This is a genomic window from Niallia sp. FSL K6-0212, from assembly GCF_038007605.1.
GTDB classification, from domain to species: domain Bacteria; phylum Bacillota; class Bacilli; order Bacillales; family Cytobacillaceae; genus Niallia; species Niallia circulans.
Map to the genome: position 1 here is coordinate 92,000 of NZ_JBBOXL010000002.1, position 21,357 is coordinate 113,356.

Annotated in this window: 24 protein-coding genes and 2 pseudogenes; 4 read left to right on the forward strand and 22 right to left on the reverse strand. The window is 31.5% G+C overall.

All coding sequences use genetic code 11. From position 1 onward, the window contains the following. The first annotated feature begins 73 nt into the window (after positions 1–73). Positions 74–1,708 carry an IS1182 family transposase gene (locus tag MHH96_RS24130; RefSeq protein ID WP_341118204.1) on the forward strand — a complete coding sequence of 545 codons (1,635 nt, stop codon included), beginning with the start codon at positions 74–76 and terminating at the stop codon, positions 1,706–1,708. A 54-nt stretch (positions 1,709–1,762) separates the two neighbouring features. Here the strand turns inward: MHH96_RS24130 and MHH96_RS24135 are convergent, their stop codons facing one another. The 16 genes from MHH96_RS24135 to MHH96_RS24210 all read right to left on the reverse strand — a co-directional run bounded on the left by MHH96_RS24135 (position 1,763) and on the right by MHH96_RS24210 (position 13,616). After that, on the reverse strand, positions 1,763–4,261 hold the full coding sequence (locus tag MHH96_RS24135; RefSeq protein WP_341118206.1) for an ATP-binding protein: 2,499 nt from the start codon (positions 4,259–4,261) through the stop codon (positions 1,763–1,765). A 100-nt stretch (positions 4,262–4,361) separates the two neighbouring features. Then, positions 4,362–5,336, reverse strand: a complete 975-nt coding sequence (locus tag MHH96_RS24140; protein WP_341118208.1) for a toll/interleukin-1 receptor domain-containing protein — start codon at positions 5,334–5,336, stop codon at positions 4,362–4,364. Positions 5,337–5,627: 291 nt separating this feature from the next. Further along, positions 5,628–7,220 carry an NlpC/P60 family protein gene (locus MHH96_RS24145; RefSeq protein ID WP_341118210.1) on the reverse strand — a complete coding sequence of 531 codons (1,593 nt, stop codon included), beginning with the start codon at positions 7,218–7,220 and terminating at the stop codon, positions 5,628–5,630. 397 nt (positions 7,221–7,617) lie between these two features. Then, a complete protein-coding gene (locus MHH96_RS24150) occupies positions 7,618–7,761 on the reverse strand; it encodes a hypothetical protein (protein WP_341118212.1) in 144 nt (47 codons plus the stop codon). Positions 7,762–7,776: 15 nt separating this feature from the next. Next, positions 7,777–8,232 carry a hypothetical protein gene (locus tag MHH96_RS24155; protein WP_152112338.1) on the reverse strand — a complete coding sequence of 152 codons (456 nt, stop codon included), beginning with the start codon at positions 8,230–8,232 and terminating at the stop codon, positions 7,777–7,779. A 265-nt stretch (positions 8,233–8,497) separates the two neighbouring features. Continuing rightward, positions 8,498–8,752: a hypothetical protein gene (locus tag MHH96_RS24160; RefSeq protein WP_341118213.1), complete on the reverse strand. Its 255-nt coding sequence runs from the start codon at positions 8,750–8,752 to the stop codon at positions 8,498–8,500. A 115-nt stretch (positions 8,753–8,867) separates the two neighbouring features. Further along, positions 8,868–9,125: a DUF4257 domain-containing protein gene (locus MHH96_RS24165; RefSeq protein ID WP_341118214.1), complete on the reverse strand. Its 258-nt coding sequence runs from the start codon at positions 9,123–9,125 to the stop codon at positions 8,868–8,870. Between the two features lie 4 nt (positions 9,126–9,129). Next, positions 9,130–10,292, reverse strand: a protein-coding gene (locus MHH96_RS24170; RefSeq protein ID WP_095329094.1) for an IS3 family transposase whose coding sequence is annotated in 2 segments (ribosomal slippage) — positions 9,130–10,016 and positions 10,016–10,292 — 1,164 coding nt in all. Because the reading frame shifts where the segments join, the coding sequence is not laid out codon by codon here. Positions 10,293–10,792: 500 nt separating this feature from the next. Further along, a complete protein-coding gene (locus MHH96_RS24175; protein ID WP_341118216.1) occupies positions 10,793–11,029 on the reverse strand; it encodes a hypothetical protein in 237 nt (78 codons plus the stop codon). Between the two features lie 30 nt (positions 11,030–11,059). Beyond that, positions 11,060–11,233 carry an aspartyl-phosphate phosphatase Spo0E family protein gene (locus tag MHH96_RS24180; RefSeq protein ID WP_016204211.1) on the reverse strand — a complete coding sequence of 58 codons (174 nt, stop codon included), beginning with the start codon at positions 11,231–11,233 and terminating at the stop codon, positions 11,060–11,062. 40 nt (positions 11,234–11,273) lie between these two features. Continuing rightward, a complete protein-coding gene (locus tag MHH96_RS24185; protein WP_144545656.1) occupies positions 11,274–11,894 on the reverse strand; it encodes a thermonuclease family protein in 621 nt (206 codons plus the stop codon). A 185-nt stretch (positions 11,895–12,079) separates the two neighbouring features. Beyond that, a complete protein-coding gene (locus MHH96_RS24190; RefSeq protein WP_171510434.1) occupies positions 12,080–12,253 on the reverse strand; it encodes a hypothetical protein in 174 nt (57 codons plus the stop codon). A 12-nt stretch (positions 12,254–12,265) separates the two neighbouring features. Beyond that, complete coding sequence (locus MHH96_RS24195; protein ID WP_047944802.1) at positions 12,266–12,454, reverse strand: hypothetical protein; 189 nt, start codon at positions 12,452–12,454, stop codon at positions 12,266–12,268. 64 nt (positions 12,455–12,518) lie between these two features. Next, entirely contained in the window at positions 12,519–12,818 is a 300-nt protein-coding gene (locus MHH96_RS24200; RefSeq protein WP_341118218.1) for a hypothetical protein, read from the reverse strand. Positions 12,819–12,873: 55 nt separating this feature from the next. Further along, positions 12,874–13,101: a hypothetical protein gene (locus MHH96_RS24205; protein WP_341118221.1), complete on the reverse strand. Its 228-nt coding sequence runs from the start codon at positions 13,099–13,101 to the stop codon at positions 12,874–12,876. 212 nt (positions 13,102–13,313) lie between these two features. Then, complete coding sequence (locus MHH96_RS24210) at positions 13,314–13,616, reverse strand: hypothetical protein (protein ID WP_016204207.1); 303 nt, start codon at positions 13,614–13,616, stop codon at positions 13,314–13,316. 147 nt (positions 13,617–13,763) lie between these two features. Here MHH96_RS24210 and MHH96_RS24215 point away from each other — a divergent pair, with 147 nt between their 5' ends. Then, positions 13,764–14,108, forward strand: a complete 345-nt coding sequence (locus tag MHH96_RS24215) for a helix-turn-helix domain-containing protein (protein ID WP_016204206.1) — start codon at positions 13,764–13,766, stop codon at positions 14,106–14,108. A 412-nt stretch (positions 14,109–14,520) separates the two neighbouring features. Continuing rightward, positions 14,521–14,729 (forward strand): annotated as a pseudogene (locus tag MHH96_RS24220) (transposase); the annotation flags it as partial. 15 nt (positions 14,730–14,744) lie between these two features. On the opposite strand, the pseudogene MHH96_RS24225 reads toward MHH96_RS24220, so the two are convergent. The 4 genes and pseudogenes from MHH96_RS24225 to MHH96_RS24240 form a co-directional block, all read right to left on the reverse strand. Next, positions 14,745–15,660 (reverse strand): annotated as a pseudogene (locus tag MHH96_RS24225) (IS110 family transposase); the annotation flags it as partial. Between the two features lie 359 nt (positions 15,661–16,019). Further along, on the reverse strand, positions 16,020–16,643 hold the full coding sequence (locus tag MHH96_RS24230) for an NUDIX domain-containing protein (RefSeq protein WP_016204205.1): 624 nt from the start codon (positions 16,641–16,643) through the stop codon (positions 16,020–16,022). An 824-nt stretch (positions 16,644–17,467) separates the two neighbouring features. Then, positions 17,468–18,448 (reverse strand): helix-turn-helix domain-containing protein, encoded by a 981-nt coding sequence (locus MHH96_RS24235; protein WP_341118223.1) that lies wholly within the window; start codon positions 18,446–18,448, stop codon positions 17,468–17,470. 134 nt (positions 18,449–18,582) lie between these two features. Continuing rightward, positions 18,583–18,906, reverse strand: a complete 324-nt coding sequence (locus tag MHH96_RS24240; protein WP_341118224.1) for a hypothetical protein — start codon at positions 18,904–18,906, stop codon at positions 18,583–18,585. A 284-nt stretch (positions 18,907–19,190) separates the two neighbouring features. Here MHH96_RS24240 and MHH96_RS24245 point away from each other — a divergent pair, with 284 nt between their 5' ends. After that, positions 19,191–20,354, forward strand: coding sequence for a tyrosine-type recombinase/integrase (locus MHH96_RS24245; RefSeq protein ID WP_341118226.1), 1,164 nt, complete (start codon positions 19,191–19,193; stop codon positions 20,352–20,354). A gap of 185 nt (positions 20,355–20,539) precedes the next feature. Here MHH96_RS24245 and MHH96_RS24250 read toward each other — a convergent pair whose 3' ends face one another. Both MHH96_RS24250 and MHH96_RS24255 read right to left on the reverse strand, forming a co-directional pair. Continuing rightward, positions 20,540–20,947, reverse strand: coding sequence for a hypothetical protein (locus tag MHH96_RS24250; RefSeq protein WP_341118227.1), 408 nt, complete (start codon positions 20,945–20,947; stop codon positions 20,540–20,542). Continuing rightward, positions 20,922–21,176, reverse strand: a complete 255-nt coding sequence (locus MHH96_RS24255; protein WP_341118229.1) for a hypothetical protein — start codon at positions 21,174–21,176, stop codon at positions 20,922–20,924. Before MHH96_RS24255 ends, MHH96_RS24250 begins: the two co-directional genes overlap by 26 nt. Positions 21,177–21,357 lie beyond the last annotated feature (181 nt).

Genomic DNA, 21,357 nt, shown 5'->3' on the forward strand with positions numbered 1-21,357 from the left:
GTGCAATCAAATGATTACTACTGAAAATTATAACACGCAAATGACATTACTTCCAGTTCTAGAAGGGAATGAGATGGAGAAAAAAAACAATAAAAGGCAATTATCCCCAACGTTCAAACCTTACAACAACCGTCAAATCCAAGCAATTTTTGATTTAGAATCCTTCATTCCAGCTCATCATGTGGCCCGTGTGATAGATGAAATGGTAGAGGCTGTTTCGGACAAAATTCTATTCTCCCATTATAAAGGTGGAGGACGAAGCTCTTATCATCCTAAAATGATGCTTAAAATCATTCTATTTGGCTATTCTCAAAAAATTTATTCTTGCCGTGGGATCGAAAAGCTGATTACAGAAAACATCCCAGCGATGTGGCTAGCTGCGATGCAACAACCTGATTTCCGTACCATTAATGAGTTTAGAGGAGTACGGTTGAATGTTTTGATAGACGAGCTATTTGAAGTGATGATTCTAAAACTAATAGAAGAAAACTACATCACAATGGAAAACTACTTTTTGGATGGGACCAAAATCGAGGCCAATGCCAATAAGTATACTTTTGTATGGAAGAAATCAACCGAGAAATTTGAAGCTAAATTAAAAGAAAAAATTCAAGAAACCCTTCAACATATTCAGGAACTAACCCAATTGGAAGCTGGTATGATCCAAGGAGAAGTTCTTCTCAACGAAGACCACACGATACCTACTCTAGAAAGTGTAGCGGAGAAACTCGAGGAGAAAGTAGAAACGTTAACAGAGGAAATCGAAATAGAATCTTGTACACACATCCGTAAAGAAAAGCGAAAAGAACGTAGTACATTAAAGAAGTCAGTGAAGTTAATCCGACAGGATTTCATCGAGCGACTTGCCAAATATAAGGAACAGAACGAAGTCTTTGGCGAACGAAACAGTTATTCAAAAACGGACAAAGATGGCACCTTTATGCGAATGAAAGAAGATCCTATGAAAAACGGTCAGCTAAAACCAGGATACAATGTTCAAATGGGGACAGAAAATCAATTTATCCTATTCTACTCGATTCATCAACGCCCAACTGACACACGTTGTTTTATTCCACATATGGAAAAGCTCGCCTCTACATCATTACCGATGCCTAAAACCGTCATTGCCGATGCAGGTTACGGAAGCGAAGAAAATTATGTTTATGCGGTAGGAGAAGAAAAAGAGCTACGTTTTGATTTTCTTATTCCTTATGGTTCCTACCTCCATGAACAAACACGTAAATTCAAAAATGATATCAAAAACGCTAAAAACTGGACTTATATGGAACAAGACGATTATTTTATTTGCCCAAATGGAAGGAAGGTTCTCTTTAAAAAATATCAAACCAAAAAAAATCGCTCCGGTTATGAACAAAGTTTCAAAATCTATGAATGCGAAGACTGTACAGATTGTCCCTTGAAGGCCCAGTGCACAAAAGCCAAGGGAAATCGGCAAATTCACTGGAATACGATTTTTGAAGAAATGAAAACCAAAGCGAAAACAGCCCTTGAATGTGAAGAGAAGACCGCAATCTACGCTCGACGGAAAATCGAAGTAGAAAGTGCGTTCGGTCATATTAAGGGCAATCGGTCGTTCCGCAGGTTTTCGTTGCGGGGGCTCGATAAGGTTCATGCCGAGTTTGGGATTGTGGCATTGGCCCACAACCTATTGAAAGTAGCGGGCATCGCCAGCTACTTTCAAAAATAAAACAACAGAATAGAAAAGCAAGAGGAGAAAAACGAGCCTTTTTCTCCTCTTGCCTTATTTTAGGGACTTTTCGGACAGCCCCATTTCTTCATTAACATATGATTTAATAAATTCTACATATGATTTTTCTCTTGTTAAAGAAGTATTTAGTCTTTTTATTAAGTCTAAAGTTTTATCAGGAAAAGATTTAGAAAGAGCATTTATTGTACCTCTAAAACACTCAAATTGGTTGGCGGCACCCATTAACAAATCATTTATTTTGTTATCTAGATCAATAGTAACCAGTGTCTGTAATCCATGTTCTTCTTCAATAGAGTAATTATGATCGATATCATTTAATGTGTTTAAGAGATTAGCATACCCTTGGGTTTGTACACTAATGTCCTCTAACTCACCTAAATATAAATATAAATCTACTAACTTTTCGGTACAACCTTCATAATCATATTTAAATAAAACTTTTGCTAAATTCAATTGAATTAAAATATAATCTTCAGTTGGTCCTATTTTCTCGATATTATACAACTGACTCTCAAATAAATCTACTAACTCTTTGGTGGAATTATTAATACCTAATGAAGGTAACTGTGTAGATAATTTCCTATAAACTCCAGCATTAGGAGCATAACTAGTTGTTTGAATAGTTATTTTCAATGCATATTTAATAACATCTTCAATGTCCTCTTTAACTGAAGTTACAGCACACCAATTACTCAATATATATATTTGATCACTAGTAGATTCAAACTTCTTTACTTGATTCAATAGGTCCTTTGCAGAATTATCTGCTATAAATGCTGAAAAATCATCAAAAAAAGATTTCATTCTTGGATCTTTAATTTTAGAATTGAGACTTTCGAAAACTTCTAAATTATTACTATGATTATTTGTCCCGCTCATTGTAGCTAATGATAATTTTGCTATTGCAAAATCAAGAGCGTTTTCTTCACCATTGTTACCAGTTGATTTTTCTATTAAAGAAATAGCAAGCTCAGGATTTGTATAAACTAACTCCTCTGCTATATTTAATGCCTTCTCTCCTATGTTCTTAAAATCAATTGAATCATAAAGAAATTTAATACCTTGAGATATTTCAGGGTCGGGTGTAAAGCCTTGTTCTTTTTTGTATCTCGCTATAATACTCAACATATGTAGTCTATCTTCCATGAGCAAATTACTATGTGTCAATGCCATAGCCCGATCCTCTTCATTAAGACTAATTAGTGCCTTTACTTCAGAGCCCCAAATCTTTGTATTATAATTTTCCATTAATAAAGAGCTTTGTATTCCAAATCGAAAATGCTCCCCATCCTTTCTCAATTGTGAAGAGGCTGCCAAACCTAAATTAGCCATTCTAGTCAGAGTTCCCATTGTTTGTGTTTTTTTAAGCAATTTAGAAAATAACTCTGGGGTTAATACATCTATTAATTCATCTAATTTACCAGCCTCATTTAAGTATGAGGGCAAAAGAATAATATTTTCATCGTTTGATTCTTGTAAGAGATGTCTTATAATTAAATTAACGACATAATCCTTTTTATGAGCAAGCTTTTTTGCAACAAATTTTCTATAGCTTTCTGAATCAAAGTAGAATTCATTTTTTTCCAAGTCAAAATATATAAAATCAACCATTTTAGACAGTTCTTTAACTTCAGTTTCAGTTACTTCTAAAAGTTTTGATAAAAAACTCAATTTATTATTCTTAGGTTCATGAGCTATTATAGCTAAAAATTCTAACAGTTTATCATTTTGTTTATCCATATGAAACCATTCATACTCAAACAAATTTGGTAATTTATCATGCATTTCATTTAATAATTCTTCTGGACTAATGCCATTTAATAATGTCCTTTTAACTGTATATAGGTCCCCTGGTTTTCCTTTACAAACCTTCCTAATTTCCTCTACCTGTTCTTCTGTTATTTCAAATTCCTCGAAATATTTAGATGCCTGTTCTTTGGAGAAGCCTGACAAAAAATTCGACTTGTAATTTATGTGATTTCTATTTAAATAGTTTGCGATTCTATTTTTTCCATTTGAAGATATTAAGAGTTTAGACTTACTATTTCCTAATGGAATAAACCCTAGAATCATTTCTAATATATAGTTTTCGCTCTCTGGAATGTCTTCTAGACCATCTATGACTATATAAAATAAATCACTACTACGCCTAATAAATTTATTGAATCTTAAAAATAAGATATTCAATTGGGCTTGGTCTATATCTTCGAATTCTTTACATTCTTTCTTGTGGAGTATCCAATAGATTTGATTATATAACTCAGCCCTAATAATTTGAGGATCATATCCATATTTACTCGTTGGACGAATAAATACAGAGATAGCGTTGTTATGATATTTATCACAGAATTGTTTCAGTAAACTTGTCTTTCCAGCTCCGTCCTCTCCTTCTATTATCAAAATTTCATCATCGTAGATTTGAAAACGTTGATCAATTGTTTCTAGTATATTATCCAGGGTTATTAAATCTTTCGGAGAAGTATGAGGATATGTACTTGATACAGTGATTAAATCCATTAATTGCTGTTGCATCTCTATTCCCCCAATATTTTTATAGTAATATTATAATTAATCCGTCAAAATTTTACAATTTCGTTACAAATAATAAACAAAAAAGCTCCACATATGGAGCCTAAAAACTAATGTATATATTAATATATTCCTTCCAAATATTTTCTACTAATTCAACCATATCGTTGTAATTCTTCCTTTTGCTAAGATTCATTGTAGTTTTTAAAACTAATTCATTATTATTAGATTCCTCGCAAATTATTGCCTCATTATAACTCCCATTAAATATAGAATAAAAATTATTGCCATATGCAATTTTTATAGATGAATATTTATGATTGGATGTAAACCATATTGATAAACATACTTTTAAAATTCCATTAATAAACACTTTATATATATACTTTTCATGATACTCTTCAACTGTAAATTTGAATTCTGGATTTACAGACTGAACTTCATAAAGTAACTCTTTCAAAATAATATTTAATTCCTTAAATTTATTTGAAATAAACATTTCCTTATCTAAATCTGTAACCTTTTTAACATTAGAAATCTTTATATTTGCAAATTTAGTTTTTGGTACTTGATCTAATTTACTTTGAGGAACTAAACTAGGTTTCGGACCAAGTGGTCTTTCTTCATATAATGGAATACCTTCTATACGGTGTAATAATTCTTTAAACGGCTTATCCATTACATCTCCTGAAAAGTCTATTATATACCAACCGTTTAGATGGAATGGAATAGATTCATTAAAGCTGTTTGAGTATCTAGTAATAAAAATTAACTTTTGAGGATTTTGTAATAATAACGGTATTGTAAGCAATGTTTCAAAGCCAACCCCCCCAGTAAGTTCATCAGCTTTTTTTGAATAGTTTTCAGTCAGTACAATAATGATATAATCATTATCCCTTATATTAGAAACCATCATGGTATTTAAATTAACTGTTTCATGGGTTTTGAGTATATCTATTGAGGCGTCAACTCCATTGTCCCTTAGCTTATATACTAATTCTAGTACCCATTGTTGGTGAGCGGTACTATCCCAACTGTAACTAATAAACACCTTTTTTATATCACTAACTTGTCCCATAATATCCTCTCTTTTAGTTAATTTTTGGTCTGTTATGTTACTAATTAAATATCTATAGTTTATCATATTTTAGGAATATTTTGGTTCATTTCTAAAATATTCCTAAATGAAATTAGTTATTGAAAAGGTAAAGATGGGATTCTATTTATATTAGAAAGTTCATTAATTTAGTAACTAATTATTATAATGAGATTTATACCATATATTTTTTGTGATTAACTAATTACCAACTAGTTTCATATAGCTTTTCTAAGCTAATAATATAGCATAAGCCCTCTCCTCTCCCTCTCATTACATCACTCTTTTTATTTTCCCATTAAACTTTTGATTCCAATAGCCATTAGACATGTCTGCAATTGCAACTCCGGTAGAGCTTTGCGCGCCGATAAATTTCCCTTCTCCTAAATAAATCCCAACATGCCCATCTTTTTTATAAGTATCAAAGAATACGAGATCTCCTGGTTTAGCAGCTTCATAATTAACCGCATTCCCCATTTCTTTAAGAGTGTCTGTTGTCACTCCGGTTCTATTGCCTAAGGTTACTCCAACTTGTTCAAATGCCCAATGAACAAAGCTAGAACAATCAAAATACCCTCTACTTATATCCTCTTTGCTCCTTCCTCCTCCAAATACGTAATAAGAATTATTTATCCACTTATATCCTACTGTTGTAACATCAATCCCACTACTTTTATTAATATTTAGATCGATTGTAGATATGTCCTTTTGGAATTTAAAGCTCTCTGCTAACTTTATAACTTTATCAACATACCAATCTGCATGGTTATAGGCCCATATTGCCTTCTTTTTGTTATTTTCAAATCCATGAGAGGCTAAGTAATACGCTGCGCTTGCAATGCTGTCCGCTGGATTCCATGGGTCTGCTTTTCCATCATTATTAGCATCAATTCCAAACCCGTTTCCTCTTTTTATGGTTTCTAAATCGGTGATGTCTATATCTTCAGATACTAATCCTCCACCAATATCGTACTTAGATCCTACCCATGAAGAAGGCATAAATTGCATAGGTCCTATGGCTCCAACACTGGATTCCATGGTAACATGAGTAGAAAAGGAGGTTTCTACAGCATGTATAGCCGCTAAGTAATACCATGGTATGTTATAGGTCTGTTCACCATAAAGATAATATGGCATATATTCTTCTGGTACCTCTTTAGATGATGTAATGCTTTTTTGGTAAAAATCACTTTCAAATCGTTCTCCATTTACCCTGGCAATTTCATTAGTAATAGCGGCTTCAATCATCTCTTTATCCTTTGATAAAGTTTTGCTTTTTAATTCTAATTTTTCTTTTTCTTCTTTATAAGTATCCTCTTTTTCCTTCAATGCATCTATTAACTTACTGTAAGCTTCCTGTTGTTGTTGCAATTGTTCATTCAAATCGCTAAATTCATTGAGTAATGTTTGCTTTTCCATTAAATACGTAAAATCTCTGTTCAAATCTTCTACGAAATTAAAGTTCTTTACGTTCTTCTTTATAATAATATCTTCATTTATCCCGGCAAAATTATCCGAAAGAAAGGGTAAATCATTCACCGAACTTTTCTTTTTTTCCCGATAGTCATGTTCTTTCGCGGCCAGTTCATCTTTAACTTTTTTTACCTGCTTTTTATTTAAGTCTATTGCTGTTTTTAAATGATTTAGTTGCCTTTTTTTTAAAACTAATTCATTTTGGGTTATATTTATAGCCTTATCCATCTTTACAATTTGTTCTTTCAAATTTTTATTATATTCATCAATCGAATCAATCGTTGTTATTTCTTTTTCACTCTCATTTGCAGCAACATGGATTGGTCCATTTATCAACCCTATGGATAACCCAATAGCAGAAAGAAAAGTGATACTTTTATTTTTACTACTCATTTTAACCCTCCCCAAAAAACAACCCCAAGAATACATAGAAATGAATGTCTCTCTATGAATCTTGGGGTTATCCCATTTGAATTTTCAATTTGTTCAACATATTCATGTATTAACACTTTAAATAATCAATTAAAATTAGGATTAATTGAGGTAATGCTAGCACAATGCCCATATTCAGACCAAAAAGTACTTTTCCTATACACATTTACTTCTCACTCTCTATCAAACCTTTGTTAATCAAGTGATTACTTTCTCAAACATTACTCTTTGGTAGATAAAGCTACTGCTAGGATCCCCAAATACCCTTTTGTCGAGCTATTTCTTTTTTGAATACGGTTTATCATCTCAACAAGCGTTTTTTTCTCTTCTCTACTACTTTTTTCTATAATTAATTCTGCTAATTCTTTACTCTCCATTTTTTTTTAATAAAGGGTATTTCAATATATTCATATTTACTTAATTCATATCTAATTACCATATCTGTATAATCTGTAGGAAATTGAATAAAGTCGTTTTTAACTAATTCTGAAGATAGAGACATTTGTTTCTAAGCCCCCTATTCTACTTCAGCAATTGTGTCATTAATCGCATTTGCAAATTCTTGTAAATTCCCTCTTTCCAGTATAGAAATCTCAATAGGTAAAGCTACCCCTCCATTATTCGATACATTTAACGAACAAGTATAACTGTTAAACAAGGGAACAATACCGATAAGAATAAGGACTAATCCTATGAAAAAATCACCATTAACAAAAGAAGGAAGTCCTAATATGAATGTAAAAAACAGACCAAACAAAAATCTCTTTAGATGAAATTTTGTTGATGTTGAAACACTAGCTATGTTCTTTAAGGACATAGTAACTTCATTTTTTCCTATAGGCATTAAACCTAAAACGGTATTACGATCATACCCTTTAAACCGTTTATTAGTTAATAATAAATCTGTTGTTAACCATCTTAATAAAACATTCGTACAGTATGTGCCTTCTTTCAGTTTTTTCTCTCTTTCCATGACGCTTTTTCTCCTTTCAACAAAAAAATCCCCCTAGAATAAGACATACAGTTTATATGTCTTCATCTAGGGGGATTCCCTCTTCGTTATTTATATAGGTAAATTATAGCAACCATATAACGAAAAGTCTAGTTGTTATTAATTTTCATTAATTTAATGTTCCTTTATCCTATAAGCACTTTTATTTTCTTATTTTCATAAGAATCGTACTTATGTACTTATCAAAAACAAAACAAAAAGAAGAGATTATTAATCTCTTCTCTGTTCAGTAAGATGATACTTTTCTTAATCGCTTAGGGGATCTTCTATGAAATATCCTTCTATCTTCCTGTAAGGCAGCTGCTTGCTCTTTATTTGAACCTATTGATTCATAATATCTTTTTTTAGCTTCATTAAAAATCTCTTCTATAGCCTTAGTTATCTTATCCATTTGGCGTTCAGTAATACAATCGTCTAACTCTACCATTAAATCATTAACTTGTTTTTTTTCTTCTTCCGTTAGGATATCATTCAGTTTCATGATTTCTCTCCTCTCGTCTATCTTACCTCGACTATATTCTATGCTCTTCTGCACTATACTACGATTATTGTTATAAATATTATAACATATCGAAATCATGTTGAAAAAATAAACACTACAGATCCTGATTTATCTTTCTGTTTATTTCCTCTATTCTGCTTTCCTTCTTTGATTGAAGTGATTCTTCAACTTTTATAATTGCATTTTCACCTACATATCCACCTAAGATTGATGTTAAAATTACTCGTTCCGTTCCATTTGGATCACTGAATAAAATTGTAACAATAGCTCCAACAGCTCCAAAACAACCATCCAATAAGAAACCCGGATAGAATGTAGACTGACCTAGCAATATGGGACAGTAATAAAACACCTTCTTAGGCTGCCATATTACCAAACTCTATTGGTGTGTGGTAGCCTAATTTTTCTTGAATACGTTCTTCGTTATAATATCTCATAAATTGATCTACACGCTCTTTTACTTCTTTTAAAGATAAAGAATGGAATTTAACATACTGAAATTCCTCTGATTTTAGATTAGAATGAAAGGACTCCATGACGGCATTGTCCCAACAGTTTCCTCTGCGTGACATACTACTGACTAAATTTTGCTCTCTGACCCGACTTTGATACGCATAAGAAGCATAGACACTGCCTTGATCGGAGTGGATGATTATTCCTTCAGGATTCCCTCGTTTTTCTAGTGCTTCATCCAAGGTATCCATTACTAAAGAAGTTTGTTGATGGGGATAAAGCTTATAGGCAACGATTTGATTGTTATACAAATCCATGATGGTAGATAAATATAAAGTATCTGGACCATATTGAATATAGGTAATATCCGTTACCCATTTTTCGTTAGGATTGCTTGCATAAAATTCTCGCTGTAATAAATTGGGCGCAACAATGACCGATTCCCCCTGTGATTTCCACCTTCTCTTTTGCTTTATTCTACACTGAAGATGATATTTTTGCATAATCCGTTGAACAGTATTACGGTTTAATTTAATTTGATAATTACGCTTTAACAGCTCTTTGATCTTCCGGTGTCCATATCGGTACTTTGTTTCTTTGCAGAGGGAAATAATTGTTTCCTCCTCCTTAGATAACTCCATTGGTTGCGAAGATGCCCAGCGATAATACGTAGATCTTGGAACATGTAAAGCAGATAAAATAGCTGATACAGTATATTTTTTTCGTAATGTCTGTACTAATTGGAGGACAATTTCCTTTTCAACTCCTTTTCGATTTCCAAATACTTTTTTAAGATTTCATTTTCCTGCTTTAAGTGATTCATTTGACGTTCTTTTTTATCTTCATCACTTGAATTATCTGGACCATGCCCGTATGAATACTGTTTTCCTATAGGTTGATCGAATCGATGAACTTGATTTTCCCGATACCATTTCATCCACGTTTTGATTTGAGAAACATTTTTAATTCCATATTTCTGCATGATTTCTTGATTCGTAAACTGACCACTCATCTTATCTTTAACAACTGCCCATTTAACCTCACTTGAATATATGTTTTTGCCCACGCAAAACACCTCCGAGTTAGTACTTTGTTTAAGTGTACCATTCGAAGGTGTTTTATAGTGTCTCATTTATTTAGGTTAGTCTAATGTAAGTTTATTATTCCTCGGTTTTTTTATTGTCCCATACCTCTTTGCGTGAGTTAAAACTCCCATACCAAATCCAATACAACCAGCCAAAATTATTTTATTTAACATGCCTATTCACCTCTCTTGAAAAATTTGCGCAAACACAAAAAAGCCTTTGAGGCAATAGACAATAAATACATGCGTTACATGTATTATGCCTATTAGCCCAAAGGCTGCGTGTTTATTAGTTAAGACGCTAATCCTAAATAGGATTGCCAAAAAAGAAAAAAGAAAAAATGGTTATACATTTATTATACGATTTTCTTTCTTATAACACTACACAATTTAAAAAGAGATAGTAAACCTATCCCTTTTTACTAGATTTATAAATTTTCAAGTCTAAGAATTTTTATTATTTGATCACTTCTCACCATAAATTAAAATCCACATAATTTTTTTGCTGACTTTAATGTAGAAAATATTAGTCGTACGTCTCCCGCTTCTTCTAATGGAACGTACTCTCCTCCTATAAATGGATAAAACATACCAATTATCCAACCGTCCCCATCTGGATTTTCTAGAACCAGATACTTAGGTATTTCATCACCATAATAAGTAATTGTTTTATGATAGCTAAAGAATCTATTAACGTCTTCTTCTCTCCAATCTATCATTAAGTCCCCTCCTAAACTATTCTTACCCTCTTAACAAATTCTAACTTCTACCGATTCATTTTGGTTCATTTGCTGATATCTTAGTATTAATTCATCTAACTCTTTACTCTTCTTTATTGCTTCGGGAGAATTAAATCCCTCTGAGAATGCAATTTTTAACATTTCTTCTCTTACCCGCTCTATTTGATCTCTTAGTTTATACATGAGTATTCCTCCAATTTTATTGTTTTAGAATATCTTTGTATTACTTAACAAAACCATTTAAGTCAGTATCTGCATAACCAGGGATGCTCCAAATATTTAATTGTTTTTCTTTTGCTATATTTTCTGCATCCTTATAGACATCAATAAATTCATATTCATCAAATAAGTAAGCTAATTTAACATATCCCTCTTTTAATAAATATGACTGAATACTAATTTGATCTAAAAAGACATGCGCCAAAATTCTTCCGTACTTATCCTTTTCATCAGCATTAGGATCCAATTGATAGGTAATTTCCTTGCCTTCTATAAGGTTAGCCAGATATTCCTTGCCTTCTTGTCCAAATGGCTCATTCTTCCCTTTTGTAATTTCAGGTCCATTTATTCCGATTAACCTCAAAGCGGTATACTTATCTGCTTCCAAAACTAAAGTGTCAGCATCTATCACTTTTTTTACTATAGCTTTGTGTTTTTCTGTTTTAATATCAGCTGCCTTTTCACTAGAACGATTGACATCATTAAAGTACTTCTTAAACGAAATCTCCTTTTCTACCTGATTATCAGTCTTGTAGTTCTCTTTAGACTGGTATGTAACTAGGCTATCTGTTGAACATCCACTTAATAAAAATAAAATAAATAAAGTGGAAATAATCTTTTTCATCTAAACCCCTCATTTCCAAAAAAGAGAGCACTCCAATATACTAAGACTTTACTTAGTAATTGGGGTGCTCCCATTTCTCCAAATATTATATTCACTCTTCTAATTTCCTATATATTTATAATAAGGATTAAAATAGAAAAATTCAACCTCAAAAAAACTAAACTCTCCTTTCAGAAAAGGCAAAGCTAAATTGCTTCTATATCCTCCATGATTTTCTTAGTTTTTTCATTATTATTGATTCCACTGGCCATGGAATACCACCAAACTAAATCTTTTCTTCTTTTCTTATTATCTATTCTTGCTAACTCCATAACTAATTTAGTCACAACTACTTTTTCTTCTTCAGTATAACTAATCATTAAATAGTCCTCCTATATAGATACTTTTTTGGTATTTATATCTGCTAGTAATTCATTTTCCATTAAAGTTAATGACAAAAGTGTTAAATCATCTATTTTTTCATCATCTTTATTTCGTGTGATCCCCTTTTCTTTTAGGAATTCGATTATTCTTTTTCTCTCTCTTTCCACTCTTATATGTATTTCACGATCGTAATACATCTCAGTTCCTCCATTTCACCTGTACCATTTCTTACTAATATGATTTCAACAATTATCAGAATTTTTAATTTTCTTCATAGTAATCATCAGAGAAATCTGGTACATCCTTTTTGTTTTCACAAATATTTTTAATCTTTTCGATATCAAATAAATAAGAAACCTCTTCGCTAATATCATAATCAAACTCATTTGCAACAAATATAGCCGCTTCTTCATTTTTATAGATCATTAAACGAAATGAACTAAACTCCAATTGTGCCTCTTCAACATATAATCCATTATGCGTGGAAAATTCATATGTTTTAAAACATGAAGTTTCAACTTTAAAGTTCACCTGTTCTACAGTATTTATTAAAGTTTCCATTCTTTTGCCTCCCTTTTTATAAAAAAAACCAATGATAAATGCCAACTGATCTCTTTTAGAAAAATGAAATCTGTCCTGAACTACTTACTTTAAATGTAACCTCACTTTTCTCCCTTGTTTCCTCATTAATTTCAAAAGGTGTTTTTTCGTAGCAACCAAAATGAGCCTTCTTATTGTTAAAACGAGAAACATAAAAATAATCCTTACCATTTTCAAATAAGTAATAACTCATTCCAGGCACTAAGTTAGAACTATCTGCTTTTCCTAAATATTTCCCCTTCATTAATTACATGCCGCTCCTTTCTGTGATAAACACAAAAAAGCCTTTGGTCCTTTTATTAACCTAACAAAAATATTGTTAAGTAAAAATCAAAGGCCCAAAGGCTTCGTGTCTATTAGAATATGCTTATCATAAAGATAGCTAAAAATAAAAATTACAAAAAAATGTATATATAAATTCTAGTTGATTATTTTGAAAAAAGCAATAATTACTGATTATTTACCACTTAATTTCTTATATTGGTGGGAATTTACACAGAACTCTTTTATTATCTTTTCTAGTTGCTCCTTTGTAGGATGAACAATACTCTTAGTTGTATAAATTTTTTCAATAATTAGTCCCCCACCATACACTAGCCTCACTTCAACAGTTCCGGTTAGACTAAATCTTGTGACTTCAACTCTTAATCCATACTCATTATCCTGCAGATAGTATGTAGTTTTCTTAATTTTATATTTACCATGCGAAAATGGTATAATGGTTTCTTTTTTCTTAATATAGTAGTTTTCTTCATTCATGGGAAATCCTTTCTGTTACTTATTATAGTAATGTAGAAATTCACCTGTCTTTTAATACTTATAAATATTATTTTACTTATTTTTTTGAATATAAACTACTGTATAGTATTTCCATTGTTTTTTACCCTTATAGAAAGAGGTGAAAAAATGAATAACTTAGTAAAAACCATTGGAGAAAGAATCCGTTATTTCAGATTATATAGAGGTTTTACACAAGAGGAACTAGCTGAAAAGGCAAATGTTCACTATACATATATTGGTGGTATTGAAAGAGGAGAAAGAAATATCTCCCTGGAAACGCTTAACAAAATTACGGAAGCTCTTGAAATTTCACCTACTGATTTATTTGAACATAACTACCTAAAAAAAGAAACTGACAAGACAGTACTATTAAAGCTTCATCAGGAATTATTAAGTACAAGAAGTACAGAAGAGATAATAATTGTCCATCAATTAACCCAAAACATTTTGCAATTAATAGATCGAAAATGATATTGGTAGAAAAAAACTTAGTGAAAATAAAGATCTTTAGGTTGGATATAAATATACAAGAACCTAGCTACAATTTAGTGTGTAGTTAGGTTCTTTAAATTAGTTAAATTGTTGATGTGTATAGAGATAATAAAGACGTTTATTTTTGACATAAAACCATAACCTTATTACGATTTATTGTAGTAAGGATTTTTTAAAGTTATTTAAATTTCTATCAATATAATTATTCTTATTTTTGAATTTGATAATAAAGTTGTTTGATTCTTATCAAACTAAACCAGCTAATAGGATGTCCATATTTTTCTGTAAAATTATTAAACAGTTAATGATATACTAAAAAGCTCATGCCAAATAACTTTCCTCAACCATTTTGGAATTTTTATATATATTTCTTAATTTTATCTCTTAAGCCCATTCGTCTGGTAAATTTAAAGCAACGATAAATCGGATTGCCAAAAGAGGTTCGAGTAGGTTACGTCATGCATTATATATGGCCTTTGTAGAATTAGGGGCTCTCGCAATAAAAAGTTAAAGAAGTTCTATGATAGAAAGCGAGAAGAAGGAAAGCCATTTAAAGTAGCTATGATTGCATGTGTAAACAAACTTATTCATTGGACTTATTTAAACGTCACTCGAATCTATTCCAGAGAATGCAACCAGTTTTTTAGGATGATTAAACCTCTCAATATCATCCATTTTGGAATGAATCGTTGCAGCGATTTTTTCACCATTTCCAGGGATTGATTGGATAATCTTATATTCTTCTATTTCTCCTGCAAGGGCATCTATTTGATTATCTAACTTCGCTAGATGCTCTTGGTACTGGAGAAACATCTTAATATATTTCAAGACTTATCAAATGACTTTGATACAATGTATTTTTGAATGGATTACGCTGTGCCGCTTCACTCAGTTTCTTCGCCCTTTCTTATGCCCAACGTTCTGAACGAGTTATACATAACCCCGCAATCTTATCTATTAAATTACGTTCCCCAGCTTGTAACACGGATTCGGACGTATTAAACTCCAATAAAGTATTTAAAACAGACTTTCGAATACATATCTCCAAATACCTCTTTATATTCAGGGAATACTTGATCTAATATGGCATGAAACTGTAACTTAGCTTGCATAAAAACCGTAATTGTTTCGTGCTGTCAAGTAAGATTACGAATTTCAAGAGTTGAATTCCTCACTTCTTATAAGGTTCTAAGTCCTATTTGTAATACAGCTCACATAAGTGAAAAGTATCAATCGCATCTGTTTTCACCTTTCGCAAACTCGATTTTTTCGCCTGTTAAGACAGTATTGGATTGACCATAATATACAAGTAATTCTGTTCCTCTAAAAACTGAATTATAGGAGCGTGATAATGACCCATTGGCTTCAGCCTTGACTTATTTTCTACCTCTTTTAAAAAATGAAGTAAGGAATCTAAGCCCACATTGGTGTGCGATACTTTAAAACTTTTTCTGTAAGGCTTACCCTTATCTAAAAATGCTTGGACTTCACTTTCCCCTTTTGAAACATCCAGACCAACTACTGGATTCATTATTTATCTCTTCCTCTCTCGATTTATTTACCAGTAACCCCTATTCCACCTTGAAGTATCATAGCTTCGCTTGTTATACGAGATCGACATCCCAACCAGCCTCAAACATGTTTCTACAAGTAAGGTCGGACAGTTTAGTTGACGGAATCAAAGACTCACGCACCCGTACGTCCTACCCTGGCTACTGCTATAATAGAATCTATTAAAAAAAGGTCAACCAGTAAAAACTGGTTAACCATATAATACGAAGCACCTCTTCAACAGCCAAACACACATTATTGAAACAAGTGAACCATATGTTTGGTGAATTTAAATATATTATTTTCTCGATAAAGGTTGCATATTGTCAGGTAATAATTTTAAACCAAATTGTTAATCTCCTTTAAAAGATAGTCAAGCCACTCATTTTGAGGAGAAACAATCTGTGGTAAGTTGTCTAACGGAGACCAAAATAATTTAAAGTTGTGATTATCTGTATCTATTTCCCATTCATCCAGCTGACTATTTGATTGTAGATGATAGAATTGTCTTGTTACTTTTGATGCTAAATTAGATTTTTCCGTCCAACCCGTTATCTGATATGTTATGTAATTTGGTTCTGGAATTTTATCTCCTTCTTTATAAGAAATTTGCACAAATTCCTCATGGCTTCGTTCATGAAGGACAGTAATCCCTCTTCTAATTTCCGCCCATTGGAAACTTGAGATGTCTGGTCTCGAATATATTTTTGCCTTATCAAAAATAATGTACTTACCTTCTAAATTTTGTTCTTGTTTTCCTATACTCTTACTTGAAATAAATTCTTTAAGACCAGTTTCTTCCATAGCTTCTCTCAAAGCTGCTTGATAAAAGTTCTCATTGATTTCGACTGTACCCGCTGGTATTTGAACACCTGCATTTGGGTGTTGGATTAAAAGAAGTTCTTGCCTGTTATCTTTTTTTCTAGTGATAAAGCATGTTACCTTTCCTAATACGTTTTCCATATAAACCTCCAAGCAAATATTTAGTAGAACACTTTGGTACCATCACTTAGATTATAAACTAATACATCAATCTCCTTTTTTCACTATCCTACCCTTTCGTTCAAGAAAAACTGACAAGATCACGATGAATGCTCTTCATTTTTAAATAACTTTATTATTTATTATTCGTGAACATGATGAAAAATCATATTTAGATAATGGATGTTATTTTGATATTTCTCACCTAGTTGAGAAATGATCATCTTTATCATTTGTAAAAGAATTTTTATAATTTTTAACCTTACCTTCTATTAGAATTATAAAAAGAAATATTAATGTCACTAGGAAAAATATAATCGGTTGTCCAATACTTGTTTTAACGCTTCTCTTTTTAATGTATCTTCAGCTGGTATTATTTTATTTGTAAACTCGTTCTCATACATAAAATGCTCTTTCATAGAAATTTTCTTCTTCTCCTTATACTCAAATATTTACTTCAAAATTGTAAGAAAAAGACTATCCTCTATATAGGACAGCCTTTTTCTAAGTAACCAAAAGTAATTTTTAACAATGGTTATATTTAGTATATCATATTATCTTTGAAATAATGGTAATACTCTAAGGTTTATTTCACTTTAACATGCTCCTTTAGCGATATATAAAAAGCCGCCTATGGTAGCTTTTTTTATCTGTAATGGTTGTATATTCTACATTAATACAACACAATAAAGATGGACGTTAAATTTAAGATTACATCCATGGAAACCCAAATAATTTCACTTTGTTCATTTATAAAATCTCGAGATATGATTACTCCTGCACAATCAATTGAGTTTATTCATATATTAACGTTTTTCATTCACATATTCTACAAGAATTTCAGAAACCAACTCTTCCAAAGTCAAATTTCTTTCAGACGCAATTCGTTTCAATGAATCTTTAACCTGAGATGGTATTTCTAAAGATAACACATCATATTCAGAATCTATATAAATTCCTTTAATCGTTGAGATTATGGAACCTTCCACCATATATTCCTTAATAGTTTTTATCGTATCTTCATCTAAAGTATCGTAAGGGAAACAATATGGTTTAATTTCTAACTCTATCTTTTCTTTATTTATGTTCATCTTCATATTTGTTGGAGTGATATATTCATAACATATATCTAAGAAAGAGTATATATTAGATTCAACATTATTTTCATAAGGGAACTCAAATTTAGCAAATTTCCTTTTGGAAATTATCGAACCTCTTTCAATTAAATAAACCGGTTTAAAACCATATTGCTCAATTTTCGTATATGGAATCTTATTTCCACTAGCAGTTAATAAAAAGTAATCTTCATCTTCCCCAACCATCAATCTTCCATGTTCTTCACTTCTTTCATGAATAAACAATTGAAACCAACCATGTTTATTTGGTTTGGAATAAAACTCTTTATTATTTCTACGTCTCATATTTTTATAATTTTTTTGAAAACGTTCAAGCTCCGTTTGTTTAATAAAATATAATTCCCTACCTCTATAAACTTCTTTCTCTGCAGTAAGTTTACCATCCTTTATATAGTTAAATACCGTTACAGTAGATACACCTAATTGTGCAGCAACTTCACCAGTGCTAAGTCCTGGCTTTTTTAATTTGTCTTTTACCTCTTCTACATCATCTATATAAAAGTACTTCGTATTGTCAATTTGCCAACTTTTTTCATTCACTGCAGTTAATATGCCTTGTCTGGAATATGATAAAACTGTGTTCTCAGCAACACCTAATAATTCCGCAGCCTGTTTTGTAGTAATTTGCTTTTTCTTATCTTCTTGGCCCATTTTATTCTCCCCAACTAATCATTATTAAAATAGTGTTTACATATCATTTAATATTAACTCAATATTATAATCTATTTATATGTTACCATTTACTATAGTCAATATTCAATTGGGGAATAATTCTAATTTATGTATTAATTCTCACTTTGTTTACAATACTCACTAGCATGTTCTAAAAAATCTGTAATACATTCTTCCACCTTTTTTCTTGTTGGTTTTTCTAATGTAATACTTTTAAAAGTTTTATCAATAACTACCCCTCCTCCCCCTATCAATAATTTAATCTCCACTGTATCTTTTTCTCGACTCAAATTTCCTCTTTTATCTACAAATCTACTAACTTGCACTCTAAGACCATATTTGGATTTTTGTAAGAAATAAGTTTTCACTTGCACTTCATATTTACTTACAAAAAAAGTACTTTCATCTAATGCTCGGTATAAACTTTCGCTAATCAAAAAATCCACCTCTTCCTTTTATCATTAATCAGATTATAATATATATCTTAATATTAAACAAAGGTTTAATGTCTATTTTATATAAATAAATACATCGCCTACTATTTTATATTAAAATGTATTTTAAATATTAATTTTATTTATATGTATATATAGTAGACAAATAAAGTATTTTTCTACTAATATAGTAGTGTATATTAAATATACCTAAATTAAATTAATAACGAGTCACCTATAACCATATAATCACTTTGTTTTCAAAAAATGCTAAAAGAGGTGTAAAAATGCTAGAAAAGGAAATTTCATTCCATTCGAACAAGAATTCGTTAGAATTTACTGGAAGTCAGTCGTCCATCGCATCGTTTTCAAAAACTTTAACAGATCCATCGCTATTTCAAAATTTACCTGACGAGTTAATCATTATGGAGGACGTATCTAACAATAAGGAAATAAATGACTTGGAAATGATGTATTTATTTTTACACCAAAAGAAAGATATGGATATACGAAAGAATAAAATGGAGAACACCATCAAAGAGTACAGCAGAGATTTACTTATCATGTATAAACAGATAATAGAAAATGCTTTTTCCATTGGATTAGATTTAAATGCACAGCAAAATCCCTGCCAGATAATTAAACTACTCAATCATGTACATATTAGAAAATTTCAAGAGTGGTTAGCTGCAGCTCCGTTAGGGAAGGGGAAGAAGCCATACGCAGTTTCTACACTGAGTCGTAAAATAGTAGTTCTTAAAGGATTCCTTTCTTTTTTATATAAAACAAAGTATATTGAAGTTCCGCTGCATGAAAAAATGTTGAGTAGTAATGTGCGGGATATTGATCGGCCGGATAGGGATTTAGGAAAAAATGAGGTAGTGCAGATATTGGACTATTATAAAGACCATCCCATTGTTCATTGCTTACTAGCAACCTTAATTACAACAGGGCTTAGAATAAACGAATTATGTCATAGTAAAATATCGGATATTTCTTATGTGGATGGAGATTACTGGTTATATGTATTAGGAAAAGGGAGACATGAAAGAGAGGTACTCTTACATCCATATATAATAGAAGAAATACGGAAATTTCGACGAACAAGACGTTTAGATTTTATATTAGATGGTAGTGATAATTCATATATTTTTACGACGAACAAAGGAAAAACGTACCATTATAAATATCTATCCAATTATTTAACCAAAAAAATAAATGAAGTGGAATTGCCTTTCATTAAAACAAGGAAAAATCCAATTACGCCACATACACTTAGACATGCTTTTGCACAAATTAGTTCTGATCAAGGAGCGAGTTTGGATCAAATTAAAATTGCATTGGGGCACAAATCGATTCAAACAACATCTATTTATCTGCAGAAGAAATCAAGAAGAGAGAACAATGCTGGTCTTGTTTGGAAAAATTCAAGTATACTTAATTCAATATAATCTTAAAGCTCTCTAGTAACGTTAAGTAATTAAAGCGATATAGCATTTTTTACCAATACAAATAAACTGTTACTAGAGACTTTTACATATTTCAGTAAAAGAAAATAATTTTTTTATCATTACTAAATTAATATAAAGCTTACAAGTCTTTTACTGGGATTGTTAAAGAATTTAAATAGGTATAGTTATTTTCCAATATCCCTAACCGAACCCCATTCCAATAAATTCACTTTTGCCTCCTTAAACTCCTCATAGGCTTTTTTACGTAATTTGGTTTGATCGGTTTGGCATAAAAAATAATGCCCATCTGTACGGAGGATTTCTTGCGAGAATACACAATGGATAGAGTTGATTAATGATTTATCATCATCGGTGACAAAACGCCATTCAGAAGCATTTACAAGCTGTTTGAAAAGCCAATAATGAGCAATGGTAGTATAAGATGCCTGAACGTGGAGACCATCAATGTACCTTTCCCGACGTTCTATTTTAAGAGGTTCTCGATGGTAATCGGATTGCGTTTGTGTATCATTTTTAGATGGTGGCATTGGGTAATGAGAATAATCATCAAACCGAGCGTGTTTTTTTGGCAAATAGGTTTAAATGGTCTTCCTTCAACAAAGCTGTATCAAGGGCAATGTCACTTAAGGTAATATCCCAAACATACGCCACATCGCATCTAAACACATACCTGGATAGAACATCAGCAGAAATGACTACACTTGTCGGCAGTTGGAGTTCCTCAATTCCATCAAATTGAAAACTGCCTTGCCCCTTTTTGCGGACATTATTTAGATAATAGGTCATCTTATCTGTATTCAACCACATTTTCTTGAATTCAGTGTTTTTTAAAGGCTTGGTTTCGTGTTTTTCTAGGAACTCCAAACACCTTCGGTATAAGATTTCGAGCTTATCATAATAAGTACCTCTGCCAATCTCTAAGATTTCACAGGTTCTGCTTACTGGGGTTCGGTTAAGCAGGAGTTTAGCAAATAACGGCATT